This is a genomic window from Kribbella sp. NBC_00359 (assembly GCF_036097425.1).
In the GTDB taxonomy this organism is placed as follows: Bacteria; Actinomycetota; Actinomycetes; order Propionibacteriales; family Kribbellaceae; genus Kribbella.
Genome location: NZ_CP107975.1, coordinates 5233736 through 5258217, shown reverse-complemented (window position 1 = coordinate 5258217; position 24482 = coordinate 5233736). Strand labels below are relative to the sequence as shown.

General features: G+C 69.5%; 26 protein-coding genes. 15 read left to right on the top strand and 11 right to left on the bottom strand.

Annotated features, from left to right (window positions below; all coding sequences use genetic code 11):
- Positions 1–122: 122 nt before the first annotated feature.
- The 3 genes from OG876_RS25795 to OG876_RS25785 all read left to right on the top strand — a co-directional run bounded on the left by OG876_RS25795 (position 123) and on the right by OG876_RS25785 (position 3121).
- A complete protein-coding gene (locus OG876_RS25795; protein ID WP_328519213.1) occupies positions 123–911 on the top strand; it encodes a phytanoyl-CoA dioxygenase family protein in 789 nt (262 codons plus the stop codon).
- Between the two features lie 90 nt (positions 912–1001).
- The gene (locus OG876_RS25790; RefSeq protein ID WP_328519212.1) at positions 1002–2210 is read left to right on the top strand and encodes an NAD(P)/FAD-dependent oxidoreductase; all 1209 of its coding nucleotides are present in this window, start codon (positions 1002–1004) and stop codon (positions 2208–2210) included.
- Between the two features lie 14 nt (positions 2211–2224).
- Positions 2225–3121, top strand: a complete 897-nt coding sequence (locus OG876_RS25785) for an RNA polymerase sigma-70 factor (RefSeq protein WP_328519211.1) — start codon at positions 2225–2227, stop codon at positions 3119–3121.
- 7 nt (positions 3122–3128) lie between these two features.
- Here the strand turns inward: OG876_RS25785 and OG876_RS25780 are convergent, their stop codons facing one another.
- From OG876_RS25780 to OG876_RS25765, 4 genes are all read right to left on the bottom strand, one after another.
- Positions 3129–4907 carry a 3-hydroxyacyl-CoA dehydrogenase family protein gene (locus tag OG876_RS25780; protein WP_328519210.1) on the bottom strand — a complete coding sequence of 593 codons (1779 nt, stop codon included), beginning with the start codon at positions 4905–4907 and terminating at the stop codon, positions 3129–3131.
- Positions 4908–4970: 63 nt separating this feature from the next.
- Positions 4971–5426, bottom strand: a complete 456-nt coding sequence (locus OG876_RS25775; protein WP_328519209.1) for an NUDIX domain-containing protein — start codon at positions 5424–5426, stop codon at positions 4971–4973.
- The gene (locus OG876_RS25770; RefSeq protein WP_328519208.1) at positions 5423–6304 is read right to left on the bottom strand and encodes a class I SAM-dependent methyltransferase; all 882 of its coding nucleotides are present in this window, start codon (positions 6302–6304) and stop codon (positions 5423–5425) included. The genes OG876_RS25775 and OG876_RS25770 overlap by 4 nt, the downstream gene beginning before the upstream one ends.
- On the bottom strand, positions 6301–6624 hold the full coding sequence (locus OG876_RS25765) for a hypothetical protein (protein WP_328519207.1): 324 nt from the start codon (positions 6622–6624) through the stop codon (positions 6301–6303). The genes OG876_RS25770 and OG876_RS25765 overlap by 4 nt, the downstream gene beginning before the upstream one ends.
- Positions 6625–6697: 73 nt before the next feature.
- Here OG876_RS25765 and nucS point away from each other — a divergent pair, with 73 nt between their 5' ends.
- The 5 genes from nucS (at position 6698) to glmS (ending at position 10242) form a co-directional block, all read left to right on the top strand.
- Positions 6698–7363: an endonuclease NucS gene (nucS, locus tag OG876_RS25760; protein ID WP_328519206.1), complete on the top strand. Its 666-nt coding sequence runs from the start codon at positions 6698–6700 to the stop codon at positions 7361–7363.
- A 48-nt stretch (positions 7364–7411) separates the two neighbouring features.
- A complete protein-coding gene (locus tag OG876_RS25755; protein WP_328519205.1) occupies positions 7412–7729 on the top strand; it encodes a hypothetical protein in 318 nt (105 codons plus the stop codon).
- Entirely contained in the window at positions 7726–8034 is a 309-nt protein-coding gene (locus OG876_RS25750; RefSeq protein WP_328519204.1) for a metalloregulator ArsR/SmtB family transcription factor, read from the top strand. The genes OG876_RS25755 and OG876_RS25750 overlap by 4 nt, the downstream gene beginning before the upstream one ends.
- A 71-nt stretch (positions 8035–8105) precedes the next feature.
- Entirely contained in the window at positions 8106–8387 is a 282-nt protein-coding gene (locus tag OG876_RS25745; RefSeq protein ID WP_442914021.1) for a hypothetical protein, read from the top strand.
- 34 nt (positions 8388–8421) lie between these two features.
- The gene (gene glmS / locus OG876_RS25740; protein ID WP_328519203.1) at positions 8422–10242 is read left to right on the top strand and encodes a glutamine--fructose-6-phosphate transaminase (isomerizing); all 1821 of its coding nucleotides are present in this window, start codon (positions 8422–8424) and stop codon (positions 10240–10242) included.
- A gap of 19 nt (positions 10243–10261) precedes the next feature.
- On the opposite strand, the gene glsA is transcribed toward glmS, so the two are convergent.
- The gene (gene glsA / locus OG876_RS25735) at positions 10262–11635 is read right to left on the bottom strand and encodes a glutaminase A (RefSeq protein ID WP_328519202.1); all 1374 of its coding nucleotides are present in this window, start codon (positions 11633–11635) and stop codon (positions 10262–10264) included.
- A 105-nt stretch (positions 11636–11740) separates the two neighbouring features.
- On the opposite strand from glsA, the gene OG876_RS25730 reads away from it, so the two are divergent.
- The 7 genes from OG876_RS25730 to mmuM are packed head-to-tail and all read left to right on the top strand — an operon-like array spanning position 11741 to position 18608.
- A complete protein-coding gene (locus tag OG876_RS25730; RefSeq protein ID WP_328519201.1) occupies positions 11741–12862 on the top strand; it encodes an L-talarate/galactarate dehydratase in 1122 nt (373 codons plus the stop codon).
- On the top strand, positions 12859–13551 hold the full coding sequence (locus OG876_RS25725) for a FadR/GntR family transcriptional regulator (RefSeq protein ID WP_328519200.1): 693 nt from the start codon (positions 12859–12861) through the stop codon (positions 13549–13551). The genes OG876_RS25730 and OG876_RS25725 overlap by 4 nt, the downstream gene beginning before the upstream one ends.
- Before the next feature lie 52 nt (positions 13552–13603).
- Positions 13604–14518, top strand: coding sequence for a 5-dehydro-4-deoxyglucarate dehydratase (kdgD, locus tag OG876_RS25720; protein WP_328519199.1), 915 nt, complete (start codon positions 13604–13606; stop codon positions 14516–14518).
- Positions 14515–15837: an enolase C-terminal domain-like protein gene (locus OG876_RS25715; protein ID WP_328519198.1), complete on the top strand. Its 1323-nt coding sequence runs from the start codon at positions 14515–14517 to the stop codon at positions 15835–15837. The genes kdgD and OG876_RS25715 overlap by 4 nt, the downstream gene beginning before the upstream one ends.
- A gap of 13 nt (positions 15838–15850) precedes the next feature.
- Positions 15851–16753 (top strand): esterase-like activity of phytase family protein, encoded by a 903-nt coding sequence (locus OG876_RS25710; protein ID WP_328519197.1) that lies wholly within the window; start codon positions 15851–15853, stop codon positions 16751–16753.
- A 51-nt stretch (positions 16754–16804) separates the two neighbouring features.
- Complete coding sequence (locus tag OG876_RS25705; RefSeq protein WP_328519196.1) at positions 16805–17731, top strand: FAD-dependent oxidoreductase; 927 nt, start codon at positions 16805–16807, stop codon at positions 17729–17731.
- Positions 17715–18608, top strand: coding sequence for a homocysteine S-methyltransferase (mmuM, locus tag OG876_RS25700; protein ID WP_328519195.1), 894 nt, complete (start codon positions 17715–17717; stop codon positions 18606–18608). Before OG876_RS25705 ends, mmuM begins: the two co-directional genes overlap by 17 nt.
- Before the next feature lie 413 nt (positions 18609–19021).
- On the opposite strand, the gene OG876_RS25695 is transcribed toward mmuM, so the two are convergent.
- The 6 genes from OG876_RS25695 to OG876_RS25670 are packed head-to-tail and all read right to left on the bottom strand — an operon-like array spanning position 19022 to position 24399.
- The gene (locus OG876_RS25695; protein WP_328519194.1) at positions 19022–19420 is read right to left on the bottom strand and encodes a VOC family protein; all 399 of its coding nucleotides are present in this window, start codon (positions 19418–19420) and stop codon (positions 19022–19024) included.
- 2 nt (positions 19421–19422) lie between these two features.
- Positions 19423–20799, bottom strand: a complete 1377-nt coding sequence (gene pdxR / locus OG876_RS25690; protein WP_328519193.1) for a MocR-like pyridoxine biosynthesis transcription factor PdxR — start codon at positions 20797–20799, stop codon at positions 19423–19425.
- Positions 20800–20839: 40 nt separating this feature from the next.
- On the bottom strand, positions 20840–21700 hold the full coding sequence (locus OG876_RS25685) for an SDR family oxidoreductase (protein ID WP_328519192.1): 861 nt from the start codon (positions 21698–21700) through the stop codon (positions 20840–20842).
- Positions 21701–21704: 4 nt separating this feature from the next.
- Positions 21705–22508 (bottom strand): ABC transporter permease, encoded by an 804-nt coding sequence (locus OG876_RS25680; protein ID WP_328519191.1) that lies wholly within the window; start codon positions 22506–22508, stop codon positions 21705–21707.
- Positions 22505–23404, bottom strand: a complete 900-nt coding sequence (locus OG876_RS25675; RefSeq protein ID WP_328519190.1) for an ABC transporter ATP-binding protein — start codon at positions 23402–23404, stop codon at positions 22505–22507. The genes OG876_RS25680 and OG876_RS25675 overlap by 4 nt, the downstream gene beginning before the upstream one ends.
- Complete coding sequence (locus OG876_RS25670; protein WP_328519189.1) at positions 23401–24399, bottom strand: NAD(P)-dependent alcohol dehydrogenase; 999 nt, start codon at positions 24397–24399, stop codon at positions 23401–23403. Before OG876_RS25670 ends, OG876_RS25675 begins: the two co-directional genes overlap by 4 nt.
- Between the last annotated feature and the right edge of the window lie 83 nt (positions 24400–24482).

Here is a 24482-nt window from a genome sequence, read left to right as displayed (position 1 = left end):
GTCATGACTCTACTCATGCCACGCCTCCGGCGCGGTGGGTCACGGGGCTGTTGCTCCCGGCCTTCCCTCGTCGCTCCAGTCGCTTCGCTCCCTCCGCTCCTCAGTCCAGGCCGGGAGGCCCCGTGACCGGCACAGTCGCCGATATCTACCGGCGGGACGGGATCGTGCAGGTCCCCCAGCTGCTCGACGCCGCCGAGGTCGAGCAGCTCAAGACGGTTTTCATGGACCAGATCGCCGTAGACCACTCGCTCGCGATCGACGACGGCGTACCGGACGACGATCCGCTGGCCCGGTTCCCGCGGTTCGTGCACCCACACCGGCGGACCGATGTGGCGGCCGGCCGGATTGCGCTGGAGCTGATGCTGGACAGCCGGATCCTCGATGTCGTCACCGTGCTGATCGGACCGGCGCTCGGTGCCCAGTCGATGTTCTACTTCAAGCCGCCGGGCGCCCGCGGGCAGGCCCTGCATCAGGACAACACCTTCCTGCGCGCGGATCCCGAGACCTGCCTGGCCGCCTGGATCGCGGTCGACGACGTGGACGCGGAGAACGGCGGGCTCGCGGTCGTCCCCGGCTCGCATCAGACCGAGCTCGTGTGCCCCGAGCCGGCCGACCTGACCGAGTCGTTCACCAACGCCGAGGTCCCGGTACCGGACGGTCTGACCAAGGTGCAGACGAAGATGCGGGCCGGCGACGTGCTGTTCTTCCACGGCAGCGTCGTGCACGGCTCCCGGCCCAACACGAGCGTGAACCGCTTTCGCCGCGCGCTGATCTTCCACTACATCCCCGAGGACAGCACCGAGATCGCCGCCTTCTACAACCCACTCGTGCGACCGGACCGTCGTACCGCCGTCCTCCCCGAAGCCATCGGCGGCGGCCCCTGCGGCGACTACGCCGACGCCGAGCCCTGAGCTCGGGCTTGCAACTGATCTGACGCACCGATGTCACAACCGCAGTGCCTGCGGTGTCTTTATGGCCATCTTCGAGACGAAGGAGTGGCCATGACCGAGAAGACCGATGTCATCGTCGTCGGCGGCGGATACGCCGGCGTGATGGCTGCCAACCGTCTGACGCGGCGCGACGATGTGAACGTGACCCTGATCAATCCCCGCCCGGCCTTCGTCGAGCGGATCCGGCTGCACCAGCTCGTCGGCGGGTCGGACGACGCGCTGGTGGACTACCGGAGCATTCTGGCCGTCGGTGTCGACCTGGTCGTCGACACCGTGACCCGGATCGAGGCGGCCGGGCGTCGCGTGATCCTGGCGAGCGGCGGCGCCCTCGACTACGACTACCTGGTCTACGCCGTGGGTAGCGGCAGCGGCGACCCCAGCGTGAGCGGCGCTGCGCAGTACGCCTATCCGATCTCCACCCTGGAACAGGCACGGCGACTCCAGCCGGTCATCGACGCCGCGCCGGCATCGGCCGCGCTCACGGTGGTGGGAGCCGGCCCGACCGGCCTGGAAACCGCGTCCGAGCTGGCGGAGCAGGGCCGTACTGTGACTCTGGTGTGCGGAAAGGTGCTCGGACCGTACCTTCATCCGCGGACCCGCCGCTCGGTGGCCAGGCGGCTCGCCAAGCTCGGTGTGACCGTGCTCGAAGGCTCCGGCGCGGCGGTGACGGGCGTGACAGCCGATGCGGTCCAGCTCGAGGACGGCCGTGAGCTGCGCAGCGATGTGACGATCTGGACCGCGGGATTCAGCGTGCCGGATCTGGCCGCCCGCAGCGGGCTGAGCACGGACGTCTTGGGGCGGCTGATCACCGACGAGACGCTCACCAGCGTCGACGACGTACGCATCATCGCGGCCGGGGACTCGGGGGCACCCTCGGACCTGCCGGTGCGGATGAGCTGCCAGTCCGCGATCCAGCTGGGTCCGCAGGCCGCCGAGACGGTGCTCAGCCGGATCGCCGGCAAGCAGCCCGCCACCTTCGACGTCGGCTTCTTCGGCGAATGCATCAGCCTCGGCCGCCGCGCCGGAGTGGTCCAGTACGCCAAGAAGGACGACACCCCGACCAGAGTGTTCTACCTGGGCAACCGATCCATGGCGATGCTCAAGGAAGGCGTGTGCAAGAGCACTGTCTGGCAGATGCGGCAAGAGGCGCGCAGGCCCGGCATGCTCGATCTCTGGTTCAAGGATCGCCAACGCCAGAACGTGCTGCGTGCCCGGCCCGGCAAGACGACCGCGCCGGTGGACGCGGACCGGCCGGCCTGAGGAGGGGCGCCGAGATGAGCGACCAAGCCGGTGACCCGGCGACCGAGACCTTCGTCGCCCACCGGAACCTGCTGTTCACCGTCGCCTACGAGATCCTGGGCTCGGCGGCCGACGCAGAGGATGTGCTGCAGGAGACCTGGCTGCGGTGGAGCAAGGTCGATCTGGATCAGGTACGCGATCAGCGCGCCTACCTGATCCGGATCACCACCCGCCAATCGCTCAACCGCCTGCGTACCCTGCAGCGACGCCGGGAGGCGTACGTCGGACCCTGGCTGCCGGAGCCGCTGCTCACCGCACCGGACGCGACCGAGGACGTCGAACTGGCCGAAAGCGTGTCGATGGCGATGATGCTCGTCCTCGAGACCCTCTCGCCGACCGAGCGTGCCGTCTTCGTACTACGCGAGGTGTTCGAGGTCGGTTATGAAGAGATCGCGGCGGCGGTCGACAAGAGTCCGGCGGCCGTGCGTCAGATCGCGCACCGCGCCCGGCAGCACGTCGATGCTCGACGTCCCCGCGAGGTGGTCTCCCCGAGCGACGGGCAGGCGGTGCTGGAGGCCTTCCAGCGCGCGGTCGAGGCCAGCGATCTGCAGGGCCTGATGGACGTGCTCGCGCCTGACGTGGTCGCGGTCAGCGACGGCGGCGGGTTCAAGCTGAGCGCGCTGCAGCCGATCGTCGGCGTGGAGAAGGTGATCCGCATGTTCGTCGGGAGCATGCAGAAGATCGGTGGAACGCTCACCACCGAACCGACGGTGATCAACGGAAGCCCGGCGCTGCTGTTCAGCTTCGACGGAGAGCTCGACGGCGTCGTCGCGCTGCGGATCGAGGACCACCGCGTCACGGGCATCTATTACGTCCGCAACCCGGAGAAGCTGTCTCGCCTCGGATCGGAAACCTCACTCACCCTGCACTGAGGCGACCTCAGCTGGTGTAGTCGCGGAAGCCTCGGCTGGTTTTGCGGCCCAGGTAGCCGGCCGTCACGAGGTGTTCGAGTAGTGGGGCGGGGGCGAAGCCGGGCTCGCGGAACTCGAGGTAGAGGGTGCGCTGGATCGCCAGCGAGACGTCCAGACCGACCACGTCGAGCAGCTCGAACGGGCCCATCGGCAGGCGGCAGCCGAGCTTCATCGCGGCGTCGATGTCGTCGACGTTCGAGTAGTGCGCCTCGAGCATCCGGACCGCGTCGTTCAGGTACGGGAACAGCAGTGCGTTGACGATGAAGCCGGCCCGGTCGCCGCAGCGGACCGGATGCTTGCCAGCGGCAACGGCCAGCGCCGCGACCGTGTCGGCGACCTCGGGTGCGGTGCTGACGGTGCTGACCACCTCGACCAGCTGCATCACCGGCGCCGGGTTGAAGAAGTGCAGCCCGACCACGTCGGCCGGCCGCTTGGTCGCCATCGCCAGGTCGATCACCGGCAGGGACGACGTGGTGGTGGCCAGGATCGCGCCCGGCTTGCAGATCTCGTCGAAGGTTTCGAACAGCGCCTGCTTGACGCTCAGCTCCTCGACCACGGCCTCGATCACCAGGTCGGCCCGGGCGAGGTCGTCGAGTTTCGCCGTACCGGTGATCCGGCGTAGGGCGGCGTCGCGCTCGTCGGACGAGAGCTTGCCGCGCTGGACACCCTTCTCCAGCGAGCGTTCCAGTGCGGCCCGGACCTGGTCGACCTTCTCGGTGCCGCGGGCGACGTACAGAACGTCGTACCCGGCCTTCGCGCAGACCTCGATGATGCCGACCGCCATCGTGCCGGAGCCGACCACGCCGACCTGCTTGATCGGGCGGGTAGCCGGAGCGTCACCTGAGGTCGAAGGGGTCAGGTCGTCGTCCACGACGACCGGCGAGTCCGGAGCCTCGTAGGTGTAGAAGCCACGGCCGGTCTTGCGGCCGAGCAGGCCGGCGGTGACCATCTGCTTCAGGATCGGGGCCGGCGCGTGCAGCCGGTTGCGGCCCTGCTTGTACATCGTGTCGAGGATCTCGTACGTCGTGTCCAGGCCGATCAGGTCGAGCAGCGCCAGCGGACCCATCGGGTAGCCGCAGCCGAGCCGCATCGCCGCGTCCACGTCTTCACGGGTCGCGTAGCGGGACTCGACCATCGAGACCGCGTGGTTGAGGTAACCGAACAGCAGCGCGTTGGCGATGAAGCCGGCCCGGTCGGCGGCGACCACCGGGACCTTGTCGAGCCGGCGGGCCAGCGCCAGCACGTCCTCGACCACGTCCGGCTCGGTGACGACGGTCTTGATGACCTCGACGAACTCCTGCACAGGCGCCGGGTTGAAGAAGTGCATGCCGACCACGCGGCGTGGACGCTGCGTGGCGACCGAGATCTCCGTGACCGAGAGCGAAGAGGTGTTCGTCGCGAGGATGGCGTCCTCCCGGACGACCTTGTCGAGCTCGGCGAAGATCTCGCGCTTCAGCTCGAGCCGCTCGATCACCGCCTCGATCACCAGGTCGCAGTCGGCGAGCGCGTCCATCGAGGTGGCGAAGGTGACCCGGTCGAACAGCGCCTGCTGGTCCTCGACGGACAGCTTGCCGCGCTTCACGGCCCGATCGGTCGAGTGCTGGATGTGACCGCGACCGCGCTCGGCGGCCTCCTCGTCACGCTCGACGCCGACAACGGTCAGCCCGTTGCGCGCGAACACCTCGGCGATCCCGGCGCCCATCGTGCCGAGACCCACCACACCCACCGTCTTCAGTTCCCGAGCCATGCCTGCACTATGCCAGTCCGCACACTGGTCCGCCCATGAGCTGAGTCACCCGCGAGGGCAACTTCACACGCCCTCGTCGAACGCCACCGGCGTCTCCAGCCAGCCGTCCATCAACCACTCCGGATCCGGCGCGCCGGCCAACGCCGCCGCGATCGGCTTCGGCCGCAACTGGCGCCCGTCCAGCTCCGCGACCGGCAACCAGACCGCCCGATAACTTCCCTGCTCGGACTCGGCCGGACTCGCCAGCTCCGGCCCGTCCCCGGTGCCGAACTCGCCGCCGATCGTCTCGGCCAGGAAGTAGTGCTGGGTGCTGTCGCCGAAGTGCACGACCGCGACGAGCCCCCGGATCTTCACCAGCAGGCCGAGCTCCTCGTGCGCCTCCCGCCGGGCCGCCTCGGCCGTGCTTTCACCGTCCTCGACCTGACCACCGGGCAGCACGTGGTACGTCGCACCGTCCCGGACCCGCTCGATCGCCGCGACACCCTGCCCGGACAGCAGCACAACTCCGGCCCGGATCATGCGCGCGTCGCCAGGACGTAGAACCAGCCACCGAACTGGGATTCGCCCCGCCGCAGGTGCTGGACGGTCCAGCCGGTGCTGGTGAGCAGCTCACGCAAGGGATCCTCCTGCCACATGACGAAGTGCCTGGGCAGGTCGAGCAGCCGGTTCGTCCACTCCTCGCCCTTGCCTTCCCGCGTGCTGAAGGCCAGCACGCCCGCGGCCCGCGCCGCCTTCCGCAGTACGTCGGCCAGTTGGGCCCGATCGAAGTGCAGGAACACGGCGTCGGCGAACACCGCGTCGTACGGGCCGCCGAAGTCGTCCCGGAGTGCGTCGAGCGGATCGGCGGCGTACCCGTCGGCTCGCATCATGTCGAGGAAGGCCCGCGTCGCGTCGGTCCGCCGTACGGCGAACCCCCGGCGCTCGAGCTCGGCCGCGTCCCGCCCGGTCCCACTGCCCAGCTCAAGCACGCGCCCGCCCGGCCCGATCCGCTCGGCGAGCAGGTCGATCAACGGATGATTGGGCTCCTTCGGGATCGACTCCCGGAACCGGTCAGCCGCCTGCTCGTACGTCGCCAGCGTCACCTCGTTGTCGCTCGGCACCCGCGTCCACCCGTCGCCGGTGTGCTCGACGATCGCGGGCAGCCTGAGCCCGAGATCCAGCCCGAGCACCACCACGGTCTCGCCCCGAGGCAGATCCGCGATCGCCAGCAACTCGTCGTCAGGACGCCGCACCAGCTCGGGTACGACGGTCAGCCGCACGCCGAGGTGGTCCGCCAGCCGCGCGCCGGCCGCGGCCTCGAACGGACCGGCGTACACCTGGGCGATCGGCTCCCCGACCGCCGGATCCTGCACGTCCCCAGGTAGCAGCAGAATCCGCGCGGGGCACATGAGATTCATCCGCGGACGTACTCCAGTGCGTCGGCGGCATAGTCCGGCCAGGCCGCGGACTGGGCCAGCGGGATCACCACCCACTCCTTCATCGGGCGGCCCATGCCGGGGTCGAACGGCTCGACGCCGGGCAGCGCGAGCGCCTTCTCCCGCGGCTCGGGCGGGAGCTTGAACGTCATGGCGTCGCCGAACATCCCGGCGAGCACCTTCTTGCCGACCTTGAGGCAGGGCATGCCGAACATGCTGCCCCGGACCACCCCGGCCGACACCAGTCCCGCGGCGACCGCGTCGTACGCGGCGATCGCCTGTTCGCTGACCTTCGGCATCATGGCGTCCAGCCTCCCACTCCGTGCGGCCAGGCGACATGGGTTTCGGGCCGGTCGTGGACTACGGTGCTTTCTCGTGCGCTTGGTGATTGCTACGTGTTCTGTGGACTACTCCGGACGGCTGACGGCTCATCTGCCGATGGCGCCGCGGTTGCTGATGGTGAAGGCGGACGGGTCGGTGCTCATCCACGCCGACGGCGGGTCGTACAAGCCGCTGAACTGGATGTCGCCGCCCTGCAAGCTGACCGTGGACGAGAGCACTGGCGTCTGGAGCGTCACCAACAAGGCCGGCGAGGAGCTGCGGATCACCATCGAGGAGGTGCACAGCGACACCGCCTACGAGCTCGGCACGGACCCCGGCCTGATCAAGGACGGCGTCGAGGCGCACCTGCAGGAGCTGCTGGCCGAGCATGTGCACACCTTCGGCGACGGCTGGACGCTCGTCCGCCGGGAGTACCCGACCGCGATCGGACCCGTCGACCTGCTCTGCCGCGACGCCGACGGCAGGCACGTCGCGGTCGAGATCAAGCGCCGCGGCGAGATCGACGGCGTCGAGCAACTCACCCGGTACGTCGAACTGCTCAACCGCGACCCCTTGCTGGCCCCGGTCCGCGGCATCTTCGCCGCCCAGCTGATCAAGCCCCAGGCTCAGTTCCTCGCCACGGATCGCGGCCTCGAATGCGTCACCGTCGACTACGACGCCCTCCGCGGCATGGAATCCGACGTCCTGCGCCTCTTCTGACCACCCCGAAGCGTTGACAGCCCGCTCGGGGCGCGAATACTTAGCAATATGGCTAAGGAAACGGTGATCTGCACCTATCGGGTCCGGGCGGCCGCGGAGAACCAGTTCCGTGCGGTGCTCGGGGAGCACTGGTCGACGCTTCGGGAGCTCGGCTTCGTCACGGAGGAGCGGTCGGTGGTGTTGCGGTCGACGGACGAACCGACGTACGTCGAGATCTTCACCTGGGTGGACGGCGGATTCGGGCGGGCCCACGAGCACCCGGACGTGCTCACGCTGTGGGAGCGGATGGACCCGATGCTGGAGGAGCGGGATGGGCGGCCGAAGTGGGAGTTCCCGCACTACGTGCCGCAGGACCTGTCCGCTTGACCGCCGGCTCCCGCGGCGGGCGGGATCTGGATGACCTCGACCGGGTGTTCAGCGCGCTCGCCCATCACTCGCGCCGGACCATCCTGCTGGTCCTGCAGCTGCGCGGCGGCGAGATGACGTCGGGTGAGATAGCCGGCCGGTTCGACCACTCCTGGCCGACGATCACACGGCATCTGCGTATCCTCGAGCAGGCCGGGCTGGTCCACGTCATCCTGCGGGGCCGCGAACGCGTCTATCGCCTGGACACCGGCCCGCTGTTCGCGGTCGGCGGTTCGTGGCTGCGCAGATTCGAATCCACTGCCTGACAGGTTAACTTTTTTGCCCGATTTCGGGCAGATCCTTTGTGTTGCCCCTGGAACCGCTGCACAGTTGACGCGTGATCAGTGAGGCGGCGGTGGGGCCGGTGGACGAGCTGGCCGAGCAGGTCAGCCGGACGACCGGCCTGTCCGCGGACGACGCGCGGCGTGTGGTCGCCGACGTCCTGGCCTATTTCACCGAGACGACCGAGGAGTACGTCCGGCGCCGGCACCGGGAGTTGCAGACCTACGGGGCCCGCAACGACGAGATCTTCGCCCGGCTCGGCACCGAGCTCCGGCACTGGCCGGTCCGCTCACCCGAACTCTCCGCCCGGCAGCTGCGACGGATCGTCTACGGCTGACCGGCACACTCCAACCTTCGAAAGGCACCACTACATGTGCGGAATCGTCGGGTACGTCGGCACCAAGCCGGCCGCGCCCATCCTGGTGGACGGACTGGCCCGGCTGGAGTACCGCGGGTACGACTCAGCGGGGGTCGCCGTGCTGGGGTCCAGCGAGCTGAAGGTGCACAAGGACGCCGGCCGGGTGCGTGAGCTGGAGGCGTCACTGCCGAAGCGGTTCGGCGGCAAGCTGGGCATCGGCCACACCCGGTGGGCCACCCACGGCGGTCCGAGCAAGGACAACGCACACCCGCACGCCAGTGGCAACGAGCGGATCGCGGTCGTGCACAACGGCATCTTCGACAACGCCGGCGCGCTCCGCGCCCAGCTAGAGGACGCGGGCGTCAAGCTGCGCTCGGAGACCGACACCGAGGTGCTCGCGCACCTGATCGAGCAGTCCGAGGGCGCCACCCTCGAAGAGAAGGTGATGGCCGCCCTGCGCCGGATCGAGGGCACCTACGGCATCGCCGTGATCGACCTGGACTTCCCGGACCGGATCGTGGTCGCCCGCAACGGCAGCCCGCTGATCCTCGGGATCGGCGACGGCGAGATGCACGTCGCCTCCGACGCGGCCGCGCTGATCCGCTACACCCGCCAGGTCGTGTACCTGGACGACGGCGAGATGGCCACCGTCCGCGCCGACGGCTACCGCACCTTCACGCAGGACGCCGCCCCGACCACCAAGACCGCCAAGACGGTCGAGTGGGAGGCCGACGAGTACGAGCGCGGCCTGCACGAGCACTTCATGATGAAGGAGATCCACGAGCAGCCGGACGCGGTCGGCCGGGCCATCCGCGGCCGCCTCGACGAGCGCTTCCACACCGTCCACCTGGGCGGCCTGAACATGGACGCCCGCGAGGCGCGGGAGATCAAGCGGGTCAAGATCCTCGGCTGCGGTTCGGCGTACTACGCCGGCCAGATGGGTGCCCAGTTCATCGAGGAGGTCGCGCGGATCCCCGCCGACGCCGAGCCGGCCTCGGAATTCCGCTACCGCAACCCGGTCGTCGAGCGCGACACCCTCTACATCGCGGTCAGCCAGTCCGGCGAGACGCTGGACACCCTGGTCGCGGTGCAGGAGCTGAAGCGCAAGGGCGGTCGCGTGATCGGCCTGGTGAACGCGGTCGGCTCGAGCATCGCCCGGGAGGTCGACGGCGGTGTCTATCTGCACGCGGGCCCGGAGGTCTCGGTCGCGTCGACGAAGGCGCTGACCAACATGGCGGTCGCGTTCGCGATGCTCGGCATTCACCTGGGCCGGATCCGCGACGTCTCCCCCGCCGACGGCCGCCGGCTGATCGAGGGCCTGAAGAAGCTGCCCGAGCACATCCAGTCGATCGTCGCCCAGGAGGAGGAGCTGGCCAAGATCGCCGGCCGGCTCGCCCGGCACGAGAGCCTGTTCTTCGTCGGCCGGACCCGCGGCTACCCGGTCGCCCGCGAGGGTGCGCAGAAGCTGAAGGAGATCTCCTACCGGCACGCCGAGGCGTACCAGACCTCCGAGCTCAAGCACGGCCCGCTCGCGCTGATCTCGCCGGACGTGCCGAGTGTCGCGATCGTCCCGGACGACGAGTTGCTCGACCGCAACATCGGTGCGCTGCACGAGATCGGCGCCCGCTCCGGTCCGCTGTACGTCGTCACCCACCCGGGCGTCGACGTTCCGGACGGGGTCGCGGCGAAGATCGTCGTACCGAAGAACGAGCCCGAGCTGGACCCGATCCTGCTCACCATCCCGCTGCAGATCATCGCGTACTACGCGGCCGTTGCCCTCGGCCACGATGTCGACAAGCCCCGCAACCTGGCCAAGTCGGTGACGGTCGAGTAAGGCCCGGACCGCCAGGCCATCACAACTGCAGCCCGCTGGCCCTCGTCACGCTCGCCGTGGCGGGGGCCGCTGCATTGTGATGGCCCGCAGGTCCGCCACCCGGCCTCGTCACTCCTCCGAACGCCCGCCGCATCGCGTCCGTCCCCGCCTCCCGCGCCCGCTCGGCGCCGAGGCTTTGGTACGGGTGCAGGCCGAATTCGTTGACCAGCCGCTTGCAGACCTCGACGCCGCGGACCGAGTTGCCCGCCTCGTCCAGCCGCGGCGAGAACGTGACGACCGCGAGACGCTTCTCCGGCACCACCAGCATGACGTTGCCCGAGACGCCGGACTTCGCCGGCAGCCCGACCTGGCCGGCGAACTGCCCGGAGTCGTTGTACATCCCGCTGTGTCCCATCACGGACAGCACCCGCCCCGCGGTCTCCTGGGAGAACACCCGCTCACCCGAGTACGGCGCGACGCCGCCGTTGGCCAGCGTGGCTCCGGCCGCCGCGAGGCGCTGGGCGTCGACCTCGAGCGAGCAGACCGCGAAGTAGAACTCGGCCGCCTTCTGCGGCGCGTCCCGGTCCTTCGGGTCCACGTTCAGCATGTCCTTCGCGGCCATCAGGTTGGCCAGGCCGCGGTTGCCGTGGCCGGTGTCGCGCTCGGCCAGGAAGGTCCGGTGGTCGAAACCGGGGGGCGCGCCCATCATCCGGGCCCAGGTCTGCTCGACCTTGGCGAACCGCTCGGACACGTCCAGGTCGGGCTCGACCAGCGCGAGGGTCGCCATCGCGCCGGCGTTGATCATCGGGTTCTGCGGCTTGCCGGCCGCGTCCAGCGACAGCCTCGGGTCGTTGAAGGTCCCGCCGCTCTGCTCCTGACCGACCCAGCGGTGCACGTCGGCGGCGCCGAGCTGCTCGAGCGCCATCGCGTAGCTGAACGGCTTCGACGTCGACTGCACACTGAAACCGACGTTCGCGTCGCCGATCTGGAAGACCTGACCGTCCCCCGTGCAGACCGCGATCCCGAACCGTTCCGGGTCCGCGTTGCGCAGGGTCGGGATGTACTGCGCGACCTCGCCGGACCGCTCGTCCAGGAGCTCGGCGTAGATCCGCTCGACCCCTTGGGTGAACTCGGCGAACTCGTCCGGCCGCATCGACAGCTGCCCTTGCAACGCACGCCAGATCACCGGCTCCCGGACCACTTGCCGGAACTGCTCGAAGTCGAGCCACTCCGGCTGACCGGGCTCGAACGGCGCACCGGAGTCCACTGTCGACCTCACGGCGCGCTCGACGCGCGGGTCGTCGGCACGGAGACCGGCCTGCTTCAGCTCCTCGAGCAGCTTCCACTTCCAGACCACGTTCGCCCGGTCGGTGTCGAGCGAGCGGAACAGACTCTCCACGTCGAATTCGGCCATGCGACAGACCTTCTCCGGCGTGTGTTTCCGGGCTGGTTCCCTGGTGTTACGAGACCGTCAAACAGCTAGTCGTCGTACAAGCTGATTACTTGTATGATCACTCAAATGGACCACATCCGCCACGTCCGGCTGTCCTCCGTCATTCTGCCGCTCGACCAGCCGGTCAGCGACGCCAAGGTGCTGACCGGCCGGCAGCGGCCGATGACCGAGATCGTGTTCCTGTTCGCGGAGATCGCGACCGCGCAGGAGCAGCACGGGATCGGGTTCAGCTACTCGAAGCGGGCCGGTGGTCCGGCGCAGTACGCGCATGCGAAGGAAGTCGCGGGCGGGCTGATCGGCGAGGACCCGTCGGACATCGCGAAGGTGTACGACAAGTTGCTGTGGGCGGGCGCGTCGGTCGGGCGGTCCGGGGTGGCGACGCAGGCGATCGCGGCGATCGACATCGCGCTCTGGGATCTGAAGGCGAAGCGTGCCGGTCTGCCGCTGGCCAAGTTGCTCGGGGCGCATCGCGACTCGGTGCGGGCGTACAACACGTCCGGTGGGTTCCTGCACGCGCCGATCGAGGAGGTCAAGGAGCGCGCGTCGAAGTCGCTGGCGGACGGCATCGGCGGGATCAAGATCAAGGTCGGGCAGCCGGACACGCGGATCGACCTCGAGCGGGTCCGCGCGGTCCGCGAGCACCTCGGCGACGGCGTACCGCTGATGGTGGATGCGAACCAGCAGTGGGATCGGACGACGGCACTGCGGTTCGGCCGCGTGCTGGAGCAGTTCGGCCTGGTCTGGATCGAGGAGCCGCTCGACGCGTACGACGCGGAGGGGCACGCCGAGCTGGCCGCGGCCTTGGACACGCCGATCGCGACCGGCGAGATGCTGTCGAGCGTCGGCGAACACGTCCGGTTGATCGAGGCCCGGGCCGCCGACATCATCCAGCCGGACGCGCCGCGCATCGGCGGCATCACGCCGTTCCTGAAGCTGGCGACGCTGGCCGATCATCATGGTCTCCAACTCGCTCCGCACTTCGCGATGGAGATCCATCTGCACCTGGCCGCGGCCTATCCGCGCGAACCGTGGGTCGAGCACTTCGAGTGGCTGAATCCCTTGTTCAACGAGCGGCTGCAGACGCTGGACGGCCGCATGCTCGTGCCCGACCGCCCGGGCCTCGGCTTCACCACGAGCGAGCAGTGCGCGGCGTGGACGGTCGACGCGTGTGAGTTCGGCACCCGATGAGTGGACGAGGGCTGGCCTACGAGCTGGTCGAGGAGCTGAAGCGGCGCATCCTCAGCGGAGAGATCGCGCCCGGCGACAAGTTGCCGGCCGAGAACAGCTTGGTCGAGGAGTTCGGCGTCAGCCGGACGGTGGTGCGGGAGGCTGTCTCGCGACTGCAGGCCGCCGGGTTGGTGGAGACGTTCCAGGGACGCGGGTCGTTCGTCCTGGAGGTGCCGGAGCGGACCTCTGGGTTGCGGGAGGTTCGGTCGCATCAGGACGTGCTGGAGTTGATGGACTTCCGGATCGGCGTGGAGAGTGAGGCGGCGGGCCTGGCGGCGGTACGGCGTACCGAGCATCAGCTGCTGGGGATCGAGCGGGCGCTGGCCGACTTCCGGCGGATCGGGGACGACCCGAGCCGCTCGGTGGAGGCGGACTTCGCGTTCCATCTGAAGGTCGCGGCCGCGGCCGGGAACCGGTTCTACTCCGACCTGATCGGGTCGCTCGGGCCGATGATGATCCTGTTGCCGCGAACCCGGCTGGACCCGGCGTACGAGATGTCGGACCCCGACCATCTGACCCGCGTCGTGCACGAGCACGAGAATATCCACGCCGCGATCGCCCGCTCCGACCCCGAAGCGGCCCGCGCCGCGGCGCGGGTGCACCTGGCGAACACCCGCCACCGCCTCGCGATGCCCACAGAGCATCGATAGATCCAAAAACGAACTTGGACAGGTATTCAGAATGCTTCCTAGGCTCACGAGCGTGACCCACTACTCCCCCGCCGAACTGGCTGCCCAGCTCAAGACCGGACTGCTGTCCTTTCCGGTCACGCATTTCACTCCTGACCTGAGCTTCGACGAGGCCGGCTACCGCGAGCACCTCTCCTGGCTGAGCCAGTACGACGTCGCCGGGCTGTTCGCCGCGGGCGGCACGGGCGAGGGCTTCTCCCTGACCCCGGCGGAGATCGACAAGGTCGTCCGTACGGCGGTGTCCGAGGTGAACGGCCGGGTCCCGGTGATCGCACCCGCCACCGGCGGTACGGCGACCGCGATCGAGCAAGCGCAGGCTGCCGAGGCCGCCGGCGCTGATGGGGTCTTGCTGCTCCCGCCGTACCTGACCGAAGCCGGTCAGCGTGGTCTGAGCGAGCACGTGTCGGCGGTCTGTCGCAGTACCAGCCTCGGAGTCACCGTCTACAGCCGGGCGAACGCGATCCTGACCGATGTCACCGTCGCCGAACTCGCCGACCGGAACGCGAACCTGGTCTGCCTCAAGGACGGCGTCGGCAACATCGAGCTGATGACCCGCACCTACGCCCGCGTCGGCGACCGGCTCACGTACATCGGCGGCCTGCCGACGGCCGAGACGTTCGCGTTGCCGCTGCTGCAGCTCGGCGTCAGCACGTACTCGTCGGCGATCTTCAACTTCGTCCCCGAGTTCGCGCTCGGCTTCTACGCCGACGTCGTCGCGCAGGACCGGGAGTCGGTCTACCGCAAGCTGAACGAGTTCGTCATCCCTTACCTCGACATCCGCGACCGGATGAAGGGGTACGCCGTCTCGATCGTCAAGGCCGGCCTCACCGCGATCGGGCGCAGCGCGGGCCCGGTCCGGCCGCCGCTGCAGGACCTGACCACCGAGGAGCTCGCCCAGCTGACCGATCTGATCGGCAAGATCCAGTGACGCCGACCATCACGTCGGTCGAGGTCGTGCCGGTCGCCGGGTACGACAGCATGCTGCTCAACCTGAGCGGCGCGCACGGCCCGTTCTTCACCCGCAACGTCGTGATCGTGACCGACAGCTCGGGCAACACCGGGCTCGGCGAGGTACCGGGCGGCGAGAAGATCGCGTCGACCATCCGCGAGGCCGCGGGGTTGGTGACAGGCCAGGAGATCGCGCGCTACCGCCAGCTACTGCGCAACGTTGGCCGCGCATTCGCCGACCGCGACTCTGGTGGCCGCGGTCTGCAGACGTTCGACCTCCGTACGACGGTCCACGCGGTGACCGGACTCGAGTCGGCAATGCTCGACTTGCTCGGGCAGCATCTCGGCGTACCGGTGGCTGAGCTGCTCGGCGACGGGCAGCAGCGGTCCGCCGTGCCAGTGCTCGGCTATCTCTTCTATGTCGGCGATCCGGGGCGCACGGAGCTGCCGTATCTGACCGATGACGGCTTCGGCGATCGCTGGTCGCGGCTACGGCGACAGCCGACGTTGACACCGGAGGCGGTGGTGGCGCTGGCTGAGGCGGCGCAGGAGCGGTACGGGTTCGCGGACTTCAAGCTGAAGGGCGGGGTCTTCGACGCCCACGTCGAGATCGACGCGGTGCGCGCGCTGGCGGAGCGGTTCCCATCCGCGCGGATCACGATCGATCCGAACGGCGCCTGGCTGGTGCGCGAGGCGATCGCGGTGTGCTCGGGGCTGCACGACGTACTCGCGTATGCCGAGGATCCGTGTGGCGCCGAGGCGGGGTTCTCCGGGCGGGAGACGATGGCCGAGTTCCGGCGAGCGACCGGGTTGCGGACGGCGACGAACATGATCGCGACCGATTGGCGCGAACTGGCGCACGCCATCCGGGTCGACGCGGTGGACATCCCGCTGGCCGATCCGCACTTCTGGACGATGGCCGGGTCGGTGCGGGTCGCGCAGTTGTGCCACGACTTCGGGCTGACGTGGGGGTCGCACTCGAACAACCATTTCGACATCTCGCTCGCGATGTTCACCCAGGTCGGCGCGGCCGCGCCGGGCGACATCACCGCGCTCGACACGCACTGGATCTGGCAGGACGGACAGTCGTTGACCAAGGAGCCACTGCAGATCGTCGGCGGCGAGATCGCCGTACCGGCCCGTCCTGGTCTCGGCGTCGAACTCGATCGCGACGCGCTGGCCGTGGCGCACGAGCTATATCTGCAGCACGGACTCGGCGCGCGGGACGACGCGGTCGCGATGCAGTACTTGATCGACGACTGGGCCTTCGACCCGAAGCGGCCCTGTCTGGTGCGCTGATGTTCACCCGCTGTTGAGCGCCACCGGCCGGCACAGTGCGGTGGCGCTGGTGGACAACGTCGCGACCACGCCGGCGCGAGTGTTCGATCTCAAGGTCAACAGCAGGCCGACGTCGGTGAGCGTCGACGAGATGACGATCCTGCGCCGACCGGACGGGACGCCGTACAACGGTGCCGACTTCGACGGTGAGGGCCTGGTCGTCGAGCGGGGCGATCGGACCATCCTGGCGACCTCCGAGCGCGAGCCGTCGATCCGCCGCTTCCGGCTGTCCGACGGCCGGGAGATCGCGTCGCTGCCGGTCCCGTCCCGCTTCCAGGTCGCGCCGGCCGGCGAGGCGACGTCCAACGCGACCTTCGAGTCGCTCGCGGTCAGTGGCGACGGGCTGTCGCTGTTCGCCGGGATGGAGGGTCCGCTCGCACCCGACGGCACGGACGCCGACGGCCGCACGCGCAACCGCATCATCCGGTACGCCGGTCTGCCCGGCCACGCGTACCGGCCGGTCGCGCAGTACGCCTACAAGCCGGACCCGGGGCTCGCGCTGGTCGAGCTCGCCTGGGTGAACCGGGACGAACTGGTATCGATGGAGCGCACATTCACACCGGGTGTCGGCAACACCATCCGGGTGTTCACGGTGTCGCTGCGCCGGGCGGCCGATGTGACGTCCCGGGCCTCGCTGGCTGATGCTCCTGAGCGGGTCTTCCTGCAGAAGCAGCTGCTGTTCGACCTGGTCAACTGCCCGCCGTCGGGCGCGGTCGCCAAGCAACCGCAGCCCAACCCGTTGCTGGACAACGTGGAAGGCCTCGCGCTCGGTGGTTATCTGCCGGGTGGGCGGCGGCAGCTGTACCTGCTGTCGGACGACAACAACGGTGCCACCCAGATCACCCGGTTCTACTCGCTGGCGGTCGAGCTGCACTGATGCCGGAGGCAACCGGTGGCGTGATCGCGGTCAGCGGGTAACAATCTGTAGATGCGCGTGATCGTGGTGGGTGCGGGCGTGATCGGGCTGAGTTGTGCCGTCCGGCTCGCCGAGGGTGGGTACGACGTGGCCGTGTTCGCCCGCGACCTGCCGTTGGAGACGACGTCGGCGGTGGCGGCCGCGATCTGGTACCCGTACCTGTCGGCTCCCGAGGATCGCGTCGCCGCCTGGTCCAGGACGGCGTACGAGGAGTTCGCGAAGCTGGCCGAGCTCGAGCCGTCGGTGCGGATGCGGCACGGGCGCGAGTTCCTGGAGGAACGGACGCCGGATCCGCGCTGGGCCGACGTACTTCCTGATCTGGCCCGGGTGCCGTCGCCGCCGGCCGGGTTCGTGGACGGGTGGTCGTTCACGGCGCCGGTGATCGAGATGCCGGTCTATCTGCAGGCGCTCGTGAAGCGGCTCGAGCAGGCCGGTGGGACGCTGACGCGCTCGGCGCTGTCCGCGCTGCCGACCTCGGCCGACCTGGTGGTGAACTGCACCGGCCTCGGCGCCCGGCTGACCGCCGCCGACCCGACCGTGACGCCGGTCCGCGGTCAGGTGATGACGGTCGAGCAGTGTGGTCTGTCCGAGTGGCTGATCGCGGATCGCCCTCCCCACGACCTCACCTACGTCATCCCCCGCGAGAACGACGTGGTCGTCGGCGGCACCAGCCAGCCCGGCGACTGGACCATGGCCGTCGACCCCGAGACCACCGACCAGATCCTCGCCCGCGCCGCCGAACTCGTCCCGCAACTCCGCAAGGCGAAGATCCTCCGGCAGCGCGTCGGGCTCCGCCCCGCCCGCCCGACGATCCGCTGCGAGCTCGTCCGCACCCGCACCGGCGAGCCTGTTATCCACTGCTACGGCCACGGCGGCTCCGGCGTCACCCTCTCCTGGGGCTGCGCCGACGAGGTCTTCGACCTTGTCCAAAGCGTCTGATCACCCGGTCGTCCTCGACGGCGGCCTCTCGAACGCGCTCGAGGATCGCGGGCATGATCTGTCCGACGCGTTGTGGTCGGCGCGGTTGCTGAAGGACGCGCCGGAGGAGATTGCCGCGGTGCATCGGGCGTACTACGAAGCCGGGGCGATGGTGGCGACAACCGCCAGCTATCAGGCGAGTGTGATCGGCTTCGAGCGCGCCGGGGTATCGCGGGGTGAGGCCGAGCGGCTGATCGCAAGCAGCGTGCGTATCGCCCGCGACGTACGAGACGAGCTGGGCGGCGGCGGGCGGTTGGTTGCCGCGTCGGTCGGGCCGTACGGCGCGATGCTGGCGGACGGCTCGGAGTATCGCGGTCGGTACGGCGTACCGGCTTCCGTCCTTCGTGACTTCCACGGACCGCGGCTGGAGCTGCTGATCAGCGCCGGGCCGGATCTGCTCGCGGTCGAGACGATCCCGGATACGGACGAGGCCGAGGTGCTGGTGGAGTTGCTGGCCGAAATGGACTTCCCGGCCTGGTTCTCGTACTCCATCGAGGGCTCGTCCACGCGCGCCGGCCAACCACTCGAGGACGCCTTCGCGATCGCCGCGATCGACCAGGTGGTTGCCATAGGCATCAACTGCTGCCGGCCGGAGGACGTGCAGCACGCAGTGGAGACGGCTGTCGCAGTCACGGGGAGGCCGGCGATCGCCTACCCAAACAGCGGCGAGTCCTGGGACGCCACAACCCACCGGTGGGCCACCACCCCGACCGCCGGACGCGACCTCACCACCCTCTCCCTCGGTTGGCGGCGAGCGGGAGCGGAGTATATCGGCGGCTGTTGCCGGGTCGGCCCAGCGGACATCCGCGCCATGGCCCGCGCTATCGGTCGAAGCTAGTGCCGCGTCAAGCCAGGTTGGTGTGCAAGCTCGACAGGAGGTGTCGGTCCGGGGCGTTGGTCGGGCGTGCCATTCACGCCTGACCCCGGCCGGCCAGGCCTGCGCCAGGGCGGACACCTCCTGTCGACCTTGCACACCCCCAGCCACCGTCCGCGGCCGAGAGCCGCGACCGTCCGGGTCGGCGACCCCCGGGCGGGGCTGCGCCCTGCGACGTTTGAGGGGTCGACCCCGCAGGTGGTGGGTTGCGGAGGCAGATTATGGCTCCGCAACCCACACGCCAAAGGGTTGACCCCTCAAAGGGGAGGTGGCGGGTCGGCAGTAGTTTCGGGGGCATGGTCGTCACGGGCCGACTGGCACCGCCGAACCGGTCAGCGCGGCACGGTTACGACCCCAACGTTCCTTGACGCGACACACTAGCTGGTGTCGCCTGGTCGGTTCTCCGCGTAGATGATGAGCCTGTTCCTGTCCGGATCGGCGAGGTGGAAGACGCTCACGCTGCCGATGTCCTCCACCGGTCCGACCTCCCGTGCGTGCTCGCCGGCGAAGGCGTGCGCCGCGTGGATGTCGTCGGCGTGCAGCATCAGCAGCGGTCCGCCCGGCTGAAGGGCACCACGGGCATGCGCATGACCGTCGAGGGTGAGCCCGGTCGGACCGTCCATCGGGACGTCGTAGATCAGTCCTTCATGGCTCGTCACCGACTGCGGCACGCCGAGGAGCGTGCTGTACCAGGCGATCGCCCGCTGCATGTCGGTGACGTGGACGAAGACTGCGCCGATCCGGTTGTGGATCGGTGATGACGCATCAGCAGGCATGGTCACACTCCTAGGACCTGGCAGAGGAGGTCGAGGGCGCCGGGGTAGGCGTGGTCGGGTGGGGTGCCGTAGCCGACGATGACGGCTTGGCGGGTGGCCGGGGTCGGGTCGAAGTGATACCTGCTGAGGCTGGCGAGGCCGAGGCCCTGGCGGGCGGCGCGGGCGACGATGTCCTCGGCGTCGCCCGGTACGTCGAGGAGGACGTGCAGGCCGGCCGAGATACCGGCGACCTTGACCTCCGGGGCGCGGACCGCGAGCAGTTCGACCAGGCGGTCCCGACGCCGGCGATAGTGCAGGCGTGAGCGCCGGACGTGCCGGTCGTAGTGGCCGGAGGCAATGAATTCCGCCAGCGTCAGCTGGTCGAGCGTCGCGGTCTGGTAGTCCGCGGTCCGTTTGGCCGCGATCACCGGCTCGATCAGCCGCTGCGGCAGCACCATCCAGGCGAGCCGAAGGCCGGGTGCGAGACTCTTGCTCGCGGTACCCGTGTACGCGACCCGCTCGGGATCCAGCGCCTGCAACGCCCCCACCGCCTGCCGGTCGTAGCGGAACTCCCCGTCGTAGTCGTCCTCGATCAGCACCGCCCCGGACTCGCGGGCCCATTCGACCGCCGCCGTACGACGCTCAGGCGCGAGCGGCACGCCCGTGGGCATCTGGTGGGCCGGCGTCAGCAGCACACCTTGACCGGACAGCTCCGACACCAGCGCACCCAGCTCGTCCACCGGCACCGGCACGGGTTCGAGCCCGCGCGCCCGGATCACGTCCCGGTGCAGGCCGTACCCGAACTCCTCCACCGCGATCGTCGTACCGCCCTGGGTCTTGACGGCCTCGCTGAGCAGACTCAGTGCCTGCACATACCCCGAGCAGATCAGGATCCGCTCCGGATCTGCCCGCACCCCACGCGCCCGGGCCAGGTAGTCGGCGAGCACCCGGCGCAACTCGATCCGGCCGCGCGGATCGCCCAGCCCGAACGCCTCGTTCGGCGCCGCGGGCAACGCCTTCCGTGCCGCGGCCAGCCACTCACCCCGTGGAAACGTCGACACATCGGGCGACCCCGGCGTCAGGTCGTACCGGAAACTCCTTGCCTCGGGCAACGTCGGTACGGCGACCGCCGGCGTGCTGACGCGGTTCGCGACGACCGTGCCGGACCCCTGGCGTGCGGTCAGCCAGCCCTCGGCGACCAATTGCCCGTACGCGTCGGCGACTGTGTTGCGGGCGATCCCCAGATCGCGCGCGAGCGACCGCGACGACGGCAACCGCGTCCCCGCCGGCAACCGCCCGCTGCGGATCGAGTCGTGCAAGGCCCGGACCAGCTCGTTGCGACCCCGTGCCGCGGCCAGATCCAGATGAAGATCCGCCCCGACCACATCGGAATCCTCCATGAGACGGGACCTTATCCCGCCGGCTCACGCCCGAGCCCGGTCAGCCCGCGACCAGCTCCTCGCTGATCTCCCAGAGCCGCCGCGCGGCCGCCTCGTCGTAGCTACGTGCCGAGGACGCCCTGGGCTTGCCGTTGACGAAGTACTTTCCGGACACCTGCGCGAGACCTGGTGCCGACGCCAGGTGAATCGAGGTGGCGGCACCCCGCGCCGGAGACTTCAGGAACGGCCGCAGAACCGGAACGAGCACTCGCTGCACGCCGCTGGGATCCTCGGCACCGAAGGCGGTGCGCACCACGCCGGGATGCAGCGCGTTGGTGGTGATCGAGGTTCCCTGCAGCCGCCTGGCGAGCTCGTAGGTGAACAGAACGTTGGCGAGCTTCGACTGACTGTAAGCGCGTTCGCCGGAGTAGGACCGCTCCCCCTGCAAGTCCTCGAAGTCGAGGCGCCCGGTGGTGTGTGCGTTCGAGGACACCGTGACCACGCGGGCCGTCCCGCTCTCCCCGAGCCGCTCCAGCAGCAGCTGGGTGAGCAGGAACGGTGCCAGATGGTTGACGGCGAAGGTGCGCTCGAGCCCGTCGGCGGTGACGTGCCGGGTGTTCCAGTAGCCGCCGACGTTGTTGACCAGCACGTCGATGCGGGCGCCATCCGCGAGTACTTCTGCGGCCATCCGCCGTACTTCTGCCTGCGAGGACAGGTCCGCGACGAACACGTCCACCTGCGCGCCGGTCGCCGTACGGATCTCGTCTGCGGCAGCCTCGGCGCGCCCGCGGTCGCGGCCGGTGATCGCGACGCGGGCGCCGAGGATGGCGAGGCCGGCGGCGGTCGCCTTCCCGATACCGCCGGTGCCGCCGGTGACCAGCACCGTCCGGCCGGCCATCGGACCCTCGTGGTCAGGTGTCATCTGCCTACTTGACCTCTGCTCGCATCACCATCCGGAGCCCGATCAGCAGCGGGATGACAAGCCAGACGATACCGGTGACGGCGATGTTGGCCCACTGCTCGCCGGTCAGCGACTTGTCGAAGACGAACAGGCCGCTCTGCGCGAACTGGATGTCGACCCAGGGCTGCAGGTCGTGGAACCACTGCGAGCCGGCGGCCAGCAGGCTGAAGATCGTCGGCAGCAGGAAGGTGAGGACGAAGTACGCCACCACCGCCCCGATCGACGCCCGGATCAGGACGCCCAGCATGAAGCCGATCAGCAGGCTCAGGACCATCCCGAGGACGTAGTACAGGCATTGGGTGATCGTCACGTCCCATACCAGCGTGGCGCCGGTGACGGCGGCGCCCAACAGGTTGCCGAGGGCCCCGACCGCGAACGTCAGTGCCATCGCCGCGATCGCGATGACGACCGACGAGATCGCCTTGGCGGTGATGATCCGGCCGCGATGCGGGGTCAGCGTGAAGGTGGTCAGGCCGGTGCGCTGGCTCCATTCGCTGGTGACGGCCAGGATCGCGACCAGCGGCAGGATGATCACCACCGGGAAGCGGATCGCGGTCGCGAAGGTGGAGTAGGTGAGTTGGTCCTCCGCGGCGAACAGGATGACGCCGGCGGCGGCCAGTACGGCGGTGATCGCGATGCTGGCGATCAGCCAGAAACCGGATCGGGTGTCGAACATCTTGCGGAGCTCGACGGCGATGATGCGGGTCAGCGGGACCGGCTGGACCACGGCTCGGCGCGGCCGGACGGCTTCTACTGCGACGGCAGTCATGCCGGTGCTCCTTCGCGCTGGGTCGTGGAGGTGAGCTCGAGGAACATTTCCTCCAGGCCGGCGCCTTCGGCGGCCCGCAGTTCGGTGAGGGCGATCCCCGACTCGAGCGCCACCGTCCCGACGAGCGCGGCGTCCGCGTCGGTCCGCAGCGCGCCGTCGCCGGTCGGGCTCGCGGTCAGTCCCCAGTCCGTCAGAGCCTGCTCGAGGCGGGCCAGGTCCACGGCGCGAACGATGGTGCCGGCCGCGTGCAGCAGTTCGGTCTTGGTGCCTTGGGAGACGATCCGGCCGTGGCCGATCATGACGATGTCGTCGGCGATGACCTCGATCTCGTGGAGCAGGTGCGAGGACAGCAACACGGTTCCGCCGCGGTCGGCGTACCCGCGGAGCAGGTCACGCATCCAGCGGATGCCGGCCGGGTCGAGTCCGTTCGCGGGCTCGTCGAGGATCAGCACTTCCGGGTCGCCGATCAGGGCGGTCGCGATGCCGAGCCGTTGCCGCATGCCGAGGGAGTACTCCCCCACCCGCCGGGAGGCTTCGTCCGGGGTCAGGCTGACCGCGGCCAGCATCTCCTCGACCCGGGTGCGCGGCAGGCTCATCAGGCGCTGGGCCAGGGTCAGGATCTCGCGGCCGGTGCGACCGGCGTGCTGCGCGGACGCGTCGAGCAGGACGCCCACCTCGAGTCCCGGGTTGGGCAGGTCCGCGAACCTCCGCCCGTCGATCGTGGCGGTTCCGGACGTGGCCCGGGTGAGCCCGACCATGATCCGCATCGTGGTCGACTTGCCGGCGCCGTTCGGGCCGAGGAATCCGGTCACCCGGCCCGCGGCTGCGGTGAAGCTGACGTCGTCGACCGCGAGGGTGGCGCCGTACTTCTTCGTGAGTCGCTCGACGGTGATCATGCGGACAGGCCGGTGATGGCGATCTTGCCGCGGGTCTGGCCGGAGGTCAGGTGGCGCATCGCGTCCGGGACCTGGTCGAGCGGGTAGGTCCGGTCGAGGCTCGGGGTGACCTTGCCGGCCTCGATGAGGGGGGTGAGCCGCTCGAGGTCGCTGCCGCGTTCCTTGTTGACGAAGAAGGTCAGGCGCTGGCGCACGAACAGCGACAGGGCCAGTGCGCGGAACTGCCGGTTCATACCGCCGCTCAGGCTGCCGCCCTCCTCACCACCGGTGATGACGGCCGTCCCGGTGGGCGTCAGCGCACGCCGGAGCCTCGAGACCTTGGGGTTGCCGGCGATGTCGATGATCAGGTCGTAGTGATTGCCGGTCTCGGCGAAGTCGTCGCGTGTGTAGTCGATGACGTGATCGGCGCCGAGCGCCCGGACCAGGTCCAGCTTGGCGGTGCTGGCGACGCCGGTCACTTCCGCCCCCGAAGCCTTGGCCAGCTGTACGGCGTAGCTGCCGACGCCACCAGATGCGCCGATGACCAGGACGTGCTGGCCGGCCTGGACCCGGCCGGTGGTCAACGCATCCAGGGCGGTGAGCGCGGAGACCGGCACCACCGCGGCCTGTTCGAAGGAGAGATTGGCCGGCTTGGGGGCGAGCTTGTCCTCGCGGGCGACGGCGTACTCGGCGAACGAGCCGGGTGCGACGCCGTACACCTCGTCGCCGACGGAGAACTTGGTCACCGCAGGGCCGACGGCCTCGACCGTGCCGGCGACATCGCGTCCGGGCACGGGGTTCCGCGGGCCGCGGAACCCGAACGCGAGCCGGAGGAGGTATGGCTTGCCCGTCATGACGTGCCAGGTGCCGCGGTCGAGGCCGGCGGCGTGCATGTGGACGAGTACCTCGTTCGCGGCCGGTTCGGGCCGGGCGATCCGTCCGACGTGCAGTACGTCGGCTTCGCCGTACCTGTCCTGCACGATCGCCCGCATCGTGATCGTGGTCGTGATGGCCATGGTGGTTCCCCCTGGTGTGCTGGATCTCGGAGCGTGTGCCGGATCTCGGAGCCCCCAGCGCCGATGGCCTTTCGTACTAAGTA

Coding starts and splice junctions, on each gene's coding strand:
- OG876_RS25790 (WP_328519212.1), top strand. CDS start 1,002: ATGACCGAGAAGACCGATGTCATCGTCGTCGGCGGCGGATACGCCGGC.
- OG876_RS25785 (WP_328519211.1), top strand. CDS start 2,225: ATGAGCGACCAAGCCGGTGACCCGGCGACCGAGACCTTCGTCGCCCAC.
- OG876_RS25780 (WP_328519210.1), bottom strand. CDS start 4,907: ATGGCTCGGGAACTGAAGACGGTGGGTGTGGTGGGTCTCGGCACGATG.
- OG876_RS25775 (WP_328519209.1), bottom strand. CDS start 5,426: ATGATCCGGGCCGGAGTTGTGCTGCTGTCCGGGCAGGGTGTCGCGGCG.
- OG876_RS25770 (WP_328519208.1), bottom strand. CDS start 6,304: ATGAATCTCATGTGCCCCGCGCGGATTCTGCTGCTACCTGGGGACGTG.
- OG876_RS25765 (WP_328519207.1), bottom strand. CDS start 6,624: ATGATGCCGAAGGTCAGCGAACAGGCGATCGCCGCGTACGACGCGGTC.
- OG876_RS25755 (WP_328519205.1), top strand. CDS start 7,412: ATGGCTAAGGAAACGGTGATCTGCACCTATCGGGTCCGGGCGGCCGCG.
- glmS (WP_328519203.1), top strand. CDS start 8,422: ATGTGCGGAATCGTCGGGTACGTCGGCACCAAGCCGGCCGCGCCCATC.
- glsA (WP_328519202.1), bottom strand. CDS start 11,635: ATGGCCGAATTCGACGTGGAGAGTCTGTTCCGCTCGCTCGACACCGAC.
- OG876_RS25730 (WP_328519201.1), top strand. CDS start 11,741: ATGGACCACATCCGCCACGTCCGGCTGTCCTCCGTCATTCTGCCGCTC.
- OG876_RS25725 (WP_328519200.1), top strand. CDS start 12,859: ATGAGTGGACGAGGGCTGGCCTACGAGCTGGTCGAGGAGCTGAAGCGG.
- OG876_RS25705 (WP_328519196.1), top strand. CDS start 16,805: ATGCGCGTGATCGTGGTGGGTGCGGGCGTGATCGGGCTGAGTTGTGCC.
- OG876_RS25695 (WP_328519194.1), bottom strand. CDS start 19,420: ATGCCTGCTGATGCGTCATCACCGATCCACAACCGGATCGGCGCAGTC.
- pdxR (WP_328519193.1), bottom strand. CDS start 20,799: ATGGAGGATTCCGATGTGGTCGGGGCGGATCTTCATCTGGATCTGGCC.
- OG876_RS25685 (WP_328519192.1), bottom strand. CDS start 21,700: ATGACACCTGACCACGAGGGTCCGATGGCCGGCCGGACGGTGCTGGTC.
- OG876_RS25680 (WP_328519191.1), bottom strand. CDS start 22,508: ATGACTGCCGTCGCAGTAGAAGCCGTCCGGCCGCGCCGAGCCGTGGTC.
- OG876_RS25675 (WP_328519190.1), bottom strand. CDS start 23,404: ATGATCACCGTCGAGCGACTCACGAAGAAGTACGGCGCCACCCTCGCG.
- OG876_RS25670 (WP_328519189.1), bottom strand. CDS start 24,399: ATGGCCATCACGACCACGATCACGATGCGGGCGATCGTGCAGGACAGG.